We start from the raw sequence: 12,341 nt of genomic DNA on the forward strand, positions 1-12,341 counted from the left end.
AGCCTTGTGATTCGGTTCGAATGGAGAGCATTGAAATGACAGCCTCAATTCCAGAAGGCGAGATCCTGGTCGGCATCTACCGGCGCATGACGCGGATCAAACAGAATGACGACCGTTTTCGTGCGGTGTTGAAGTCCGGCAAGCTGGTCATGCCGTATTACTCGCCGCGCGGGCAGGAAGTGATTCCCTCGGCAGTCTCGGCATGCCTGAACGACGAAGATTACATCTGCACCATTTACCGCGGCGTGCATGACATGATCGCCAAAGGTATTCCGCTCAAGGACCTCTGGGCCGAGTTTGGAGGCCGTGCAACCGGCACCTGCAAGGGCAAAGGCGGCCCTATGCATGTCACCCACCCGGCCACGGGCGTGATGGTAACCACCGGTATCGTCGGCAGCTCGATGCCCATTGCCAACGGCCTGGCCCTCGCCGCGCAGATTCGCGGTGAGAAGCGCGTCAGTGTGGCTTATTTTGGTGACGGTGCGAGCAACATTGGCGCCTTCCACGAAGCGCTGAACATGGCGTCGGTGTGGAAGTTGCCAGTGATCTTCGTGTGCCAGAACAACGGTTACGCCGAGCACACCAAGTATGCCTACGGCACCTCCGTGGCAAATATTGCACAGCGCGCAGCGGCTTATTCGATGCCCGGCATCACGGTAGATGGCAACGACCCGGTGGCCACTTATCGCGCAGCCCGCGAAGCAGTCGATCGCGCGCGGGACGGCCAAGGGCCGTCTCTGATCGAAGCCAAGACGTTCCGGTTCCATGGTCATGTGTTCGGTGACGCCGACGGCTACATGGACAAGGGCGAAAAAGATGCCTGGATGGCAAAGGACCCGGTGCCTCTGCTGCGTAGCTGGCTCATCGCAACTGGCCTTGCCAGCGAAGACTACCTGGCCAGTATGGAAGCCGACATCGAGCGTGAAATCGACGAGGCCGTCGAGTTTACCTTGAACAGCCCCTACCCGGATCTCGCGGAACTCCAGCGCGACATCTACAAGGATGAGGTCACTGTATGAACCAGCCAGCCAAGATCAACAGCATTCAAGCGATCAACCAGGCAATAGATGATGCCATGGCGGCCGATGTCAACGTCATCGTGCTAGGTGAGGACGTGGGTGACAAGGAGGAGGGCGGTATCGTCGGCGTAACCCGCGGCCTGTCCAGCAAGTACGGCGATTCACGGGTTCGCTCCACACCGATCGCCGAACAGGCGATCATTGGTGCGGCTATCGGTGCGGCCATTGTCGGCATGCGCCCGGTGGCAGAAATCATGTTGATGAACTTCACCACCGTGGCCATGGACATGATCATCAACCATGCCGCGAAGCTGCGCTTCATGTCAGGCGGCCAAACCCACGTACCCATGGTCATCCGCACCATGACCGGTGCGGGTTTCGGTACCGGTGGGCAGCATGCCGATTACCTGGAGGCCTGGTTTGCCCATACCGCCGGTATCAAGGTGGTAGCCCCCTCCAGCCCTGCGGACGCGTATGGCTTGATGCTTTCGGCGATCGAGGACGACGACCCCGTACTGTTCATTGAAAACATGCCGACCTACTGGGCACCCGGCCCTGCGCCTGAACGTGGAAAGAAGATCCCGTTGGGCAAGGCCAATGTCCTGCGCGAAGGTACCGACGTCACGCTGATCAGCTATAGCCGCCGCGTTCTGGACTGCTGTGCGGTGGCAGAGAAGCTGGCGGCTGAGGGTGTCTCGGCCGAAGTGATCGACTTGCGCACTATTTCGCCGTTGGACACCGGCACCTTCCTCGCTTCGGTAGCCAAAACCGGCCGTGCGGTGATCGTCCATGAGGCGGTCAAGCCATTCGGGGTCGGGGCTGAAATCGCTGCGCTGATCTACGAATCGCTTTACGGGCAGCTCAAGGCCCCCGTTCAGCGCGTAGGGTCCAACTACGCGCCTGTGCCTTTCTCCAAGCCGCTTGAAGACGCACATGTTCCCAGCCTCGAGCAGATTGAAGCGGCTGTCCGCGCAACGCTCAAGTGAAATTCAACCCAAGGAAACAGCCATGAGCACCCAGATCCTGCTGCCCAAACTGGGCTTTTCAATGAATGAAGGTACGTTGTCCGAGTGGCTGGTTGCAGACGGCGCCACCGTCGAGGAGGGGCAGATCATCTATGCCCTGGAAAGCGACAAGTCGATCCAGGAGGTTGAGGCGCCTGCGAGTGGCACCTTGAAGATCATTGCTGAGGCCGGTGAAACCTACGAGGTTGGTACGGTGTTGGCCGAGATCGTCTGAAACGTCAGGTAGGGAGAAGCTAATGAGTGTCGAGAGCCCAGCGGCCAAACAGCCCAGTAACACCCAAGCCGCTCTAGCTGAACCGCTAAAGTTCGGGAGCGATCTGCCGGCTTGGCCACAGGTCGATTTTGGCGAATTTGGCGAGATCGAGACGCGGCCGCTCAGTCGTGTGCAAGCGTTGACGGGCAAGTACATGGCGCGCAACTGGGTGATGATTCCCCATGTCACGCACCATGACGATGCTGACATCACCGAGCTCGACGTCCGCCGCAAGGCCCTCAACGAGGCCGGGGCCACTACCAGGCTTACCCTGCTGCCCTACCTGATAAAGGCCGTTGTCGGCGCGCTGCAGAGCTTGCCACAGTTCAATGCATCACTGGACGGCAGTGGCAAGAACCTGGTGCTGAAGAAGTATTTCCACATCGGTGTGGCGGTTGATACCAAGTTTGGTCTGCTGGTACCCGTGCTCCGGGATTGCGACCGCAAGACCATTCATGAGCTGGCTGCCGAGCTACAGGCCATTTCTTCCAAGGCGCGGGACAAAGGCCTGGCCATGACCGAAATGACCGGCGGTTGCTTCACCATCAGCTCGTTGGGAAGCTTCGGCGGCACGGCGTTCACGCCGATAGTCAACGCGCCGGAGGTGGCCATTCTTGGCGTCACGCGAACACAGGACAAACCCCGTCGCGGTGCTGGCGACGCCATTGAATGGCGCCAAACGTTGCCGTTGTCATTGAGCTATGACCACCGGGTAATCAACGGGGCCGATGCCGCACGTTTTACTGCCAGGCTGGCCGAGTTGCTGGCAGACCCTGCCGCCCTGGAGGGCTGAGCGCACACTGTTTGTACCCTGCATAAACGTAATCCGTTCTACAACAGCCTGATAAGAATGACGGAATATCGATGAAGACTCTTGGTGAGATGACAGAGCGCAACGCTCGCTATTTTCCTGCTGGCAATGCTTTCACCAGCGCCTCGCGCCGGGTGAGCAATTTTGAATTAGCCGAGCGTGCGCGTCGGCTTTCATCCCATCTCTATCGAGCGGGCTTGCGCCGACAGGACCGCGTGGCGATTCTGTCGACCAACTGTGTTGAATATTTTGAAACCTACCGTGCCTGTGAGTGGGCGGGATATATCGCGGCAACGGTGAATTTCCGCCTTGCGGCGCGGGAAGTTCATTACATTCTGCAGGATGCCTCGCCCAAGGTGCTGGTGTTCGAAGCGCAGTACACGGCGCTGGTCGACCAGCTGCGTGGCGAACTGCCCTCGATCGAACACTTTATTTGCATTGGCGTAACCCCGCAGTGGGCTACACCGTTCGAGCAAGCTGTTGGCGACGGGGACGAGGCGGGGCCTCCCATCCGTTCGCAGCCCGAAGATTTCGCCTACCTGATGTACACAAGCGGCACCACCGGCACGCCGAAGGGGGTAGTCCGAACCCACCACGCCATGTGCAGAACGGCAGAAAGTTGTGCATTGGTCACAGGTTTCAGCGGTGCGACGAGGGTATTGCAGACCACCCCGGCCTTTCACATTGGTGGCATTGGCTTCGTCAACTCCGCAGCGTGGATGGGTGGTTCAACGGTGGTGCAAGCGGGCTTCGATCCCCTCGCGGCAATGCGTGCTATCGAGGATGAACGGGTTTCATTCACGTTCATGGTCGCCGCCATGCTGCAGTCATTCCTTGACCACCCGCAGATAGACCAGTTCTGCCTCAAGTCCCTTGATCATGTGGTCACGGCTGCAGCGCCTATTCCAGTCCCGCTGTTGAAACGTGCCATCGACAAACTCGGCCCGATTTTCTCAGTCCAGTACGGGATGACTGAAAGCAATGCCTGTGCGTTACCACGTCATGAGGTAGACCCGTATGGCAGCGCCGACCAGATCAGACGTCTGGAATCGGTGGGTATCCCTGGCCCCGGGTTCGACCTGCGCATCGTCGATGACGAAGGCCGGGACTGTGACCAGGGTGTGCCTGGTGAGGTGTTGCTGCGCTCCGATACCCAACTGACCTGCTACTGGAACAATTCGGTAGCCACCATGGAAGCCCTGCGCGACGGCTGGTACCACACCGGTGACATGGGCTACCAGGATGCCGATGGCTACCTTTTCCTGGTCGATCGCAAGAAAGACATGATCATTTCCGGCGGTGAAAACATCTACAGCCGGGAAGTTGAAGTCGCGCTTGAGTTGCACCCCCACGTCGTTGAGTCCGCAGTCATTGGGATCCCGGACAGCAAATGGGGGGAGGCGGTGAAAGCCTTCATCGTACCCACTGCGGGAGCACACCTCAGCGAGGCCGAACTGATCGGCCACTGCAAGTCGGTCCTTGCAGGATACAAGTGCCCCAAGGCCATCGAGTTCGTCAGCGAGCTACCGCGGATCGCCACCGGGAAGATCAACAAGGTGGCTCTGCGTCAACGCGCTCAAGCTAGCCATGGTTAGGTGAAGATCATGCTGCCGCCCAGACCTACCCTCCATCGACAATGAGAGACTGCAGTATGAATTTCGAATTCAGCCCCGAGGATGAGCGCTTCCGTCAGGAAGTCCGGCAGTTTTTTCAAGAAAGCGTAAGCCCCGAAGTAGCACACTTCGGCTACGTGGGTGCACACCCTCCGCCCCGCGATGTTCTGCGCCAATGGCAGAAAACCCTTCACGCAAGGGGCTGGGGCGCGCCGCACTGGCCAGAGGCCCATGGTGGTACCGATTGGTCACCCATTCGCAAGCACATTTTCCTTGAGGAGATGCTCAACGCCAATGGCCTGGACTACGGCTGGCAAGGCACCCACATGATGGCCCCCGTGGTGATTGCGTTCGGCAACGCGTGGCAGCAGCAAACCTTCCTGCCTCCTCTGCTGGCAGGCGAGGTGTTCTGGTGCCAAGGCTTCTCCGAACCGAACGCAGGCTCGGATTTGGCCAGCCTGAAAACCCGTGCCGAACTTGACGAAAGCGGGACGCACTACGTGGTCAATGGCCAGAAAATCTGGACCAGCGATGCGACGATTGCCGACTGGGGCTTCTTCCTGGTTCGTACTGATTCGACCGTCAAGCCGCAGCGGGGCATTTCGTTTCTGCTCATCGACATGAAAACACCTGGTATTACCGTGCGCCCGATCATTTCCATCGACGGTGGGCATGGTCTGACGGAGGTTTTTCTGGAAAACGTCCGGGTGCCGAAGGAGCAGTTGGTCGGTGAGCCAGGCATGGGGTGGACCTATGCGAAATACCTTCTCGAGAAGGAGCGGACTTCCAGCGCATTCATCTACTTCAACAAGCGGGAGCTGGAAAAGGCCAAGGCCATCGCTAGATCGGAAATGATTGACGGTATACCGCTGCTCGATACCCCGGCGTTCGCCCGCAAGGTGGCGGAAATCGAATGCGACATTCTGGCGCTCGAATGGTCGGTACTGCGCATTCTCGCCAAGGAAGAGCTGCGCGATAACCTCGATGCTGTTGTCTCGACATTGAAAGTACGAGGTTCAGAACTGCAGCAGCGCGTAACAGAGCTGCAGGTCGATGCCATGGGGCCTCGCGCTCTGCGCTTCTTCACGCACGACATGCTGGAACAGGACGCACCTGAGGCTGCAGATGAAGTCTGGCCGGGCCACATGCTGGGACGTACCAACATGTACTTCTTCCAGCGCGCCGCGACCATTTACGGCGGGGCACGTGAAGTACAGAAGAACATCATCGCCAAACTGGCTTTCGGACTCTGAGGGTTTTCACATGGATTTCAATCTTTCCGAAGAGCAGTTGATGCTGCGCGATGGTGTAGAGCGTTATATCCGCGAGGATTACGGTTTTGAGCAGCGGCGGCACCAGGCGACTGCTGGTGAAGGCTTCAGCCGTGAACATTGGCAAACTTTTGCAGAACTTGGCTGGCTTGCATTGACACTGCCAGAGGATGTTGGCGGGCTGGACTGCTCATTCGTCGAGGCTGCAGTAGTACTCGAATCGTTTGGCCGGGGCATGGTGCTGGAGCCTTTCATCAGCAGTGTGATGTTGTGCGCGCGCATCGTTGACCGCTCGGGTAGCGATTACCACCGCAAGGATTTGCTGCCAGCCCTGGTCGAGGGACGTATGTTGCTTGCGTTTGCAGACAGCGAGTCGGGGTCGCGCTTCACGTTGGGGTGCGTCGACGATACCGTAGCGCGTCGTGCCGGCGATGGTTATCAGCTTGATGGCTTGAAGACACTGGTCTTCGATGCGCCCTCTGCCGACAAGCTCCTGGTCACTGCACGCCTGGATGACTATCAGCACCCGGCCGTATTCATCGTTGACCGCAAGGCCCCCGGCGTTGAGGTCATCGAATATGCGCTGGTAGATGGTACGCGGGCCGCCGATGTTCGGTTCAACCGGGTTGAGCTGGCTGCGGCGGCCTTGCTCATCGAACCTTCGCGCAGCCAGCCGATCCTTGAGGAAGCCTACGACCGTTCGGCGTTGGCCGTGGTCGCGCAGAGCCTTGGCGTGATGCACGGGGTCATGGACATGACGGCCGAGTACATCAAGACCCGTAACCAGTTCGGCCAGCCTATCGGCAAGTTCCAGGCCTTGCAGCATCGTATGGCTGAAATGTTCGTAGAAGCGCAACACGCACGTTCCATCCTGTTCCGCGGCATGGCGTACCTCGACAAGCCCGCCAATGAACGCCGCCGAGCAGTCTCGGCGGCGAAGGCCGCGACTGGCAAGGCTGGGCGGTTTGTTTGCGCCCAAGGCGTGCAACTGCATGGTGGTATTGGCATGACCGAGGAGTATCCGGTTGGCCACTATTTCCGTTTCATGACGCTGCTGGAAAAGCGCTTCGGTGACACGGATTACCATTTGGCGCGCTTCGCCAAGGGGTACTGAACGGTCGTGTAGTCACCCACCCTTTCACTCGAATGAGGACGGGCTAGCCATGAGTAAGGCAGGACGGAACACGTCGCTACTGAGCGCCACCAAGGTTCTGCTGGCGATTCCCGGATGCCCGGGTTTACGCGGCTTGGCGCAAGCCATGCGTGATCAAGGAGCGGCCTGCAGGGTACTGGACGCCGACCAGGACTTCACTGACCTTGCGGCTGTCGAAGCCGCAGTCGCTCGGGCCAAGTTGGCATTGGGGGGCATCGACGCGGTTGTCTTGGCTGTGGGTAATGCGCAGAGCCGCGATGCCCAGCCTGTGGTGGCGCTATCGCCTGAACAGTGGAGTTCGGCGTTGTTGGCCCCGCTGCGAACCAGCCGTCATTGCTTGCAAGCAGTATGGCGGGCTTTGGCCCCTGGCTCGGCAAGTGTTGTGCTGATTGGCCCTAACCTTTCACTCACGGGGGCGGGCGGGTTTGCTGCCCTGTCTGCATTGAGCGAGGCGCAGCGCGCAATGATGAAGTCGGCAGCGCGTCAGTGGGGAGGGCAAGGTATCCGGCTCAATTGGCTTGGGCTCGATCCCACTGTATTCGCGGGGCAACTGGTGGGCGCGGCCCTGCCGCTGAGTCCGGAAATGGGCCCACCACCGCCTGCGCTCGGGTTCGTCCCGGGGATCGAGACGGGGGTCGTGCAAACAATCGCGATGCTGGTCGGCGCTCGTGCCGTGACCGGTGCATCGATCCCCGTGGACGGTGGCGTATGGATGGTCCCATGAAAAAGACAATGCCGAGCAACAGCCTCGCGGGGCAAACTGCCCTGGTCACCGGAGCGGGCGGCGGTATCGGGCGGGGTATCGCTCTGGAGCTGGCCGCTGCGGGTGCGCAGGTAGTCGTGGCAGCGCGGCGGGGTACTACCGGCGAGGAGACCGCGCAGCTGATACGCGCCGAAGGGGGGCAAGCGCTGGCGATTGAGGCAGACGTCACGTGCCTGCTGGACATGCAACGTGCGGTCAATGCCGCCTTGGAGCGTTTCGCTGGGCTCGATATTCTCGTCCACAATGCCACCCACGGCGCCTCCGGCCATCCTAAGCAACTGCAGGACTTTGCAGACGACGATTGGGACGCCCAGGTCGCTGTTGACCTTGTGGGGGCACATCATTGCGCGCTTACGGCCCATGAAGCGTTAAGCGCCAGCGGCGCCGGCCGCATGATTCTGCTGTGTTCGACATTCGGCCTCCACGGCGCCGCCCTGAACCCTGCCTACGCAGCGATCAAGGGGGGTATTCGTGGCTTGACCAAGGCCCTGGCACGCGAGTGGGGGCCGCAGGGCATCACAGTCAATGCTATCTCGCCTTCAGCGCTTACGGCGGCATCGGCAGCGTTCTTCGACAGCAACCCAACACTGCGCGATGCGTACATCGCCAACTTTCCCCTCGGTCGCATGGGCCATGAACGTGACGATATCGGCAGGGCGGTGGTTGGGCTGTGTGGCGAAGGCATGGGGTACATCACGGGCCAGATCATCCAGGTCGATGGCGGGCTTTATACCGCGGTTTGAAACGGAGAACGAAGATGAATCGACTGACAGGCAAAGTTGCCATCGTGACCGGTGCTGCATGGTCGGCATGAGTCAGGATCCATTGCTGCAGCGTCTGGAGCGGGTGGAAGCGCACCTAGCCATAGGCCAGTTACCTGCACGCTATGCCTTGGCCGTAGACTCCCGCGATCTTGACGGCCTGGTTGGCCTGTTCGTGGACGATGTCGATTGCGGCCGCTGGGGCAAGGGGCGTGAGGCGCTCGCCGCGTTCTACGGCTCCGAGCCGATTCTCAAGGCGTTCCATCGCTGCGTTCACCAGATCTGCGGGCAGACCATTGATTTTCAGGATGCGGACCATGCCACCGGCACCGTGTATTGCCGGGCGGAGCATGAGGACGGCGAGCACTGGGTGGTCATGGCCATCTGTTATTTCGACCACTACCAGCGCCGGGATGGGCAATGGTTTTTCGTTCGACGCGATGAGCGCCACTGGTACTCCACCGACTGGTTGCAACGCCCTGGCAATCCCCAGTGGCAGAACTGGCCGGGCAAATACACGACCGAGCGCCACCAACCGCGCCTGCCCTCGAGTTTTCCCACCTGGGAAGGTTTCTGGTCCGGCTCTGGCAGCAATGCGCCTCGCCGATGATCTGTCACGCTATTTGAGGTGTTACTCCATGGACTCGCTACTGGCTCCACTGTTCGACCCCCTGCGCATCGGCTCGCTTCAGCTGAAAAATCGCATCGTCATGTCGCCGATGACCCGTAACTTCAGCCCTGGGGGTGTACCTGGCGAGAGGGTAGCCGGATATTACCGGCGACGTGCTGAAGGTGAGACCGGGTTGATCATCACCGAGGCCGTCGGGATCGATCACCCCGCAGCTTTGGGTGAGGCCGGGATCGGCGAATCGGATTTGCCTCACTTGTACGGTGAAAGCGCGCTAGCCGCCTGGCGCCGAGTGGTACAACAGGTCCATGAGGTCGGTGGTGTGGTCTTCCCGCAACTCTGGCACCAGGGGGTCATGCGCCGTCAGGGCACAGGCCCACACCCAGAGGTCGCCTCCATGCGGCCATCGGGCATCTGGGGACCGCAGGGAGGGCTGACCTCATCCCCGGATAGCTATGTACAGAGCCAACTGGTGCCTACCGAGCCCATGACTGAACGGGATATCGCCGACGTCATCCAGGCCTACGCACGCAGTGCTGCCCACGCCCGTGACTGCGGTTTCGATGGTATCGCCATACATGGTGGTCATGGCTACCTGATCGATAACTTCTTCTGGTCGATCACCAACCAGCGGCGCGATAGCTGGGGTGGCAACCATCGCGAACGCAGCCGCTTTGCCGCTGAGGTGGTGCGTGCCATACGCAGCGCTGTGGGCCCGGAAATGCCGATCGTGTTTCGGTTCTCGCAGTGGAAGCAGCAGGATTTCAAGGCCAAGCTGGCCTACAACCCCTCAGAATTGGAACAGATGCTGACACCGATCGCCGAGGCGGGCGTTAGCGTCTTCGACGCCAGTGTGCGCTTCTTCGACCGCGCAGAATTCCCCGATCAAGGCGGTGAAGATGGCCTTTTGAACCTCGCCGGCTGGGCTAAGAAGCTGACCGGTTGCTTGTCCATGACAGTGGGTGGGGTTGGCCTGAACAACGGTATGTATGACAGCAACAAGAAAGGCGGGGCGCAGGCCAGTGACAACTTGCCTGCGTTGATGAAGCGATTTGATCGCGGTGAGTTCGACCTGGTGGGTGTTGGTCGCTCATTGCTGCAGGACCCACACTGGGCACGCAAGGCACGCCTGGGCCTTGATTTCGATGCGTTTTCCAATGAAGCGCTGTCGGCACTTAACTGACACATCCCGCTGCGATCACCTGACGTGCATCGCCTCATTCCAATAACAAGAGGGTGCAGCATGACTGCCCAAGACAACGATCAATGGCGTATAGCCATGCGTGAATGGCGCGAGCACTGGCGCTTAGGGCTGGCGGCATTGCTAGGCACGGGTGTGTGCCTTTCGGTGTGGCCTTCGGTGTCCAGCCTGTTCGTTGCGCCGCTGCAGGCAGCGTTTGGCTGGAGCAGGGGAGACATCGCACTGGCGCACAACGCCAGTCTCGCAGCCGCACTTATCGCTCCGGTGCTTGGCAGGCTGGTGGACCGTGTCGGTGTGCGTCCGGTGTTGCTTGCGGGGGTAATACTGACCGCCTGCGCCTATTTTTCACTGGCTTTGATGCACGGACCGCTACCGCTCTATTACTTGTTGTACGGGCTGCTCAGCGTATGCGGTGCAGCGACCACGGGTTTGACCTTCACCCGGGTGGTCACCGGCGCTTTCGAGCGCTCACGGGGACTGGCGCTGGCCATCACTCGATCAGGTCTGGCGTTATCGGGCGCTTTGTTACCACCGGCGGTGTTCGCCATTATCGCCACCTATGGTTGGCGCACCGGCTTCGTCGCCCTCGGTGGACTGATTTTGCTCACCGCTTTACCTACGGCCTGGTTATGGATAAGAGGCGCGAGCGTAGCTCCCACTTGCACCCCTGTGGGTAGCAAAGCTGAGGTTTCACTATGGGGGCTTTTGAAGAACCACAAAGTGATCCTGGTGTGCCTGGCCTCGGCATTGAACTATGCCCCTATCGTTGCCTTGCTCTCGCAGTTCCAGCCGTTACTGGTAGGGAAGGGGCTGGAGGCCGCTAGCGCCGCTGCACTGATCGGGGTGGTCGGCGTATCGGCGCTCATCGGCGCCTTTGTGACCGGGACGCTGGTCGACCGGATCTGGGCACCGCTGGTGGCTTGCCTATTCACCCTGGGCCCCGCGATAGGCTGCCTGTTGTTGCTACCGGAATCGCTCGAACCCTGGATGGCGGTTATCGCGTTGGTGTTGCTCGGCCTGGGCCAGGGAGCCGAGATCGACGTCGTGGCGTTCATGATCGCGCGATATTTTGGCATGCGCTCCTACGCCTCGATTTACGGCATCAGTGTTTTCTGCATCGCCGTGATGATCGCTGTGCAAGGCTCCCTGATTGGGCTTTCGTACGATTACTTCGGCAACTATAACGTGGCATTGATGGTGGCAGCCGGCTGTTTCGTGTTGGCGGCGCTCAGTTACCTCGGTATGGGGCGGTACCCGACGGGTGAACAGATATCCGCAGCCGCGATCGCTGCACGGGGCTCACCTGACGCGAGCGTGGTGCCCTCGAAATGACAGCCAAACCGGGCCGGCATCTTCTGCCGGCCTTCGCATTCGACCAGGAGCTTTGACAATGTCTGACAATGAAAACTGGAAAGCCGGTTACGACCTGATGGTCCGCATGATGGGCCCGGAATTTGCCAAAACAATGGAGGCCAACGTCAACTCAGGGCGTTTCGCCGCTGACGTCGGACGCATGGCCGTGGAACACGCATTCGGCGCCGTATGGTCACGCCCCGGGCTGGATCTGAAGACGCGTAGCGTTGTCGTGATCAGCACGTTGATCGCTCTGCGTCAGACCGAGGAGTTGCGCAATCATTTGCGCTTCGGCATCACCAACGGCCTGACAGCCGATGACATTCAAGAAGTGATCATTCAAACCGTCCCCTATGTTGGGTTTCCGGCGGTTTCCAGCGCGTTGGCCGTAGCGGTTGAGGTGCTGCGCGAGCGTGGCATGGACGGCGGGGCTCAAACCGCTGCTGAGACAGGACTGTTGTAACCCGCAATGAGAAGGGGCGGCCACGGC

General features: G+C 60.0%; 13 protein-coding genes. All 13 read left to right on the forward strand.

What is annotated here, in order from left to right; translation table 11 throughout:
- Nucleotides 1–35: 35 nt before the first annotated feature.
- The 13 genes from SB756_RS04410 to SB756_RS04470 all read left to right on the forward strand — a co-directional run bounded on the left by SB756_RS04410 (nucleotide 36) and on the right by SB756_RS04470 (nucleotide 12,314).
- Entirely contained in the window at nucleotides 36–1,019 is a 984-nt protein-coding gene (locus tag SB756_RS04410) for a thiamine pyrophosphate-dependent dehydrogenase E1 component subunit alpha (protein ID WP_341798522.1), read from the forward strand.
- Complete coding sequence (locus SB756_RS04415; RefSeq protein WP_341798523.1) at nucleotides 1,016–2,005, forward strand: alpha-ketoacid dehydrogenase subunit beta; 990 nt, start codon at nucleotides 1,016–1,018, stop codon at nucleotides 2,003–2,005. The genes SB756_RS04410 and SB756_RS04415 overlap by 4 nt, the downstream gene beginning before the upstream one ends.
- 22 nt (nucleotides 2,006–2,027) lie before the next feature.
- A complete protein-coding gene (locus SB756_RS04420; RefSeq protein WP_341798524.1) occupies nucleotides 2,028–2,258 on the forward strand; it encodes a lipoyl domain-containing protein in 231 nt (76 codons plus the stop codon).
- Between the two features lie 22 nt (nucleotides 2,259–2,280).
- Entirely contained in the window at nucleotides 2,281–3,090 is an 810-nt protein-coding gene (locus tag SB756_RS04425; RefSeq protein ID WP_341798525.1) for a 2-oxo acid dehydrogenase subunit E2, read from the forward strand.
- A gap of 71 nt (nucleotides 3,091–3,161) precedes the next feature.
- Entirely contained in the window at nucleotides 3,162–4,703 is a 1,542-nt protein-coding gene (locus SB756_RS04430) for a class I adenylate-forming enzyme family protein (RefSeq protein WP_410910248.1), read from the forward strand.
- A 56-nt stretch (nucleotides 4,704–4,759) separates the two neighbouring features.
- Nucleotides 4,760–5,974 carry an acyl-CoA dehydrogenase family protein gene (locus SB756_RS04435; protein WP_410910249.1) on the forward strand — a complete coding sequence of 405 codons (1,215 nt, stop codon included), beginning with the start codon at nucleotides 4,760–4,762 and terminating at the stop codon, nucleotides 5,972–5,974.
- Nucleotides 5,975–5,984: 10 nt separating this feature from the next.
- Nucleotides 5,985–7,106, forward strand: coding sequence for an acyl-CoA dehydrogenase family protein (locus SB756_RS04440; RefSeq protein WP_410910250.1), 1,122 nt, complete (start codon nucleotides 5,985–5,987; stop codon nucleotides 7,104–7,106).
- Nucleotides 7,107–7,251: 145 nt separating this feature from the next.
- Complete coding sequence (locus tag SB756_RS04445) at nucleotides 7,252–7,869, forward strand: SDR family oxidoreductase (RefSeq protein ID WP_410910251.1); 618 nt, start codon at nucleotides 7,252–7,254, stop codon at nucleotides 7,867–7,869.
- The gene (locus SB756_RS04450; protein WP_410910252.1) at nucleotides 7,866–8,651 is read left to right on the forward strand and encodes an SDR family NAD(P)-dependent oxidoreductase; all 786 of its coding nucleotides are present in this window, start codon (nucleotides 7,866–7,868) and stop codon (nucleotides 8,649–8,651) included. The genes SB756_RS04445 and SB756_RS04450 overlap by 4 nt, the downstream gene beginning before the upstream one ends.
- A 67-nt stretch (nucleotides 8,652–8,718) precedes the next feature.
- The gene (locus SB756_RS04455; RefSeq protein ID WP_410910253.1) at nucleotides 8,719–9,279 is read left to right on the forward strand and encodes a nuclear transport factor 2 family protein; all 561 of its coding nucleotides are present in this window, start codon (nucleotides 8,719–8,721) and stop codon (nucleotides 9,277–9,279) included.
- Between the two features lie 28 nt (nucleotides 9,280–9,307).
- Nucleotides 9,308–10,480, forward strand: coding sequence for an NADH:flavin oxidoreductase (locus SB756_RS04460; RefSeq protein ID WP_341798532.1), 1,173 nt, complete (start codon nucleotides 9,308–9,310; stop codon nucleotides 10,478–10,480).
- A gap of 60 nt (nucleotides 10,481–10,540) precedes the next feature.
- Nucleotides 10,541–11,830, forward strand: coding sequence for an MFS transporter (locus tag SB756_RS04465; protein WP_410910254.1), 1,290 nt, complete (start codon nucleotides 10,541–10,543; stop codon nucleotides 11,828–11,830).
- Between the two features lie 58 nt (nucleotides 11,831–11,888).
- Complete coding sequence (locus SB756_RS04470) at nucleotides 11,889–12,314, forward strand: carboxymuconolactone decarboxylase family protein (protein ID WP_341798534.1); 426 nt, start codon at nucleotides 11,889–11,891, stop codon at nucleotides 12,312–12,314.
- The last annotated feature ends 27 nt before the right edge of the window (nucleotides 12,315–12,341 follow it).

The sequence above is a fragment of the Pseudomonas sp. SIMBA_068 genome, assembly GCF_046534705.1.
Lineage (GTDB): Bacteria > Pseudomonadota > Gammaproteobacteria > Pseudomonadales > Pseudomonadaceae > Aquipseudomonas > Aquipseudomonas putida.

Coding starts and splice junctions, on each gene's coding strand:
- SB756_RS04410 (WP_341798522.1), top strand. CDS start 36: ATGACAGCCTCAATTCCAGAAGGCGAGATCCTGGTCGGCATCTACCGG.
- SB756_RS04415 (WP_341798523.1), top strand. CDS start 1,016: ATGAACCAGCCAGCCAAGATCAACAGCATTCAAGCGATCAACCAGGCA.
- SB756_RS04420 (WP_341798524.1), top strand. CDS start 2,028: ATGAGCACCCAGATCCTGCTGCCCAAACTGGGCTTTTCAATGAATGAA.
- SB756_RS04425 (WP_341798525.1), top strand. CDS start 2,281: ATGAGTGTCGAGAGCCCAGCGGCCAAACAGCCCAGTAACACCCAAGCC.
- SB756_RS04430 (WP_410910248.1), top strand. CDS start 3,162: ATGAAGACTCTTGGTGAGATGACAGAGCGCAACGCTCGCTATTTTCCT.
- SB756_RS04435 (WP_410910249.1), top strand. CDS start 4,760: ATGAATTTCGAATTCAGCCCCGAGGATGAGCGCTTCCGTCAGGAAGTC.
- SB756_RS04440 (WP_410910250.1), top strand. CDS start 5,985: ATGGATTTCAATCTTTCCGAAGAGCAGTTGATGCTGCGCGATGGTGTA.
- SB756_RS04445 (WP_410910251.1), top strand. CDS start 7,252: ATGCGTGATCAAGGAGCGGCCTGCAGGGTACTGGACGCCGACCAGGAC.
- SB756_RS04450 (WP_410910252.1), top strand. CDS start 7,866: ATGAAAAAGACAATGCCGAGCAACAGCCTCGCGGGGCAAACTGCCCTG.
- SB756_RS04455 (WP_410910253.1), top strand. CDS start 8,719: ATGAGTCAGGATCCATTGCTGCAGCGTCTGGAGCGGGTGGAAGCGCAC.
- SB756_RS04460 (WP_341798532.1), top strand. CDS start 9,308: ATGGACTCGCTACTGGCTCCACTGTTCGACCCCCTGCGCATCGGCTCG.
- SB756_RS04465 (WP_410910254.1), top strand. CDS start 10,541: ATGACTGCCCAAGACAACGATCAATGGCGTATAGCCATGCGTGAATGG.
- SB756_RS04470 (WP_341798534.1), top strand. CDS start 11,889: ATGTCTGACAATGAAAACTGGAAAGCCGGTTACGACCTGATGGTCCGC.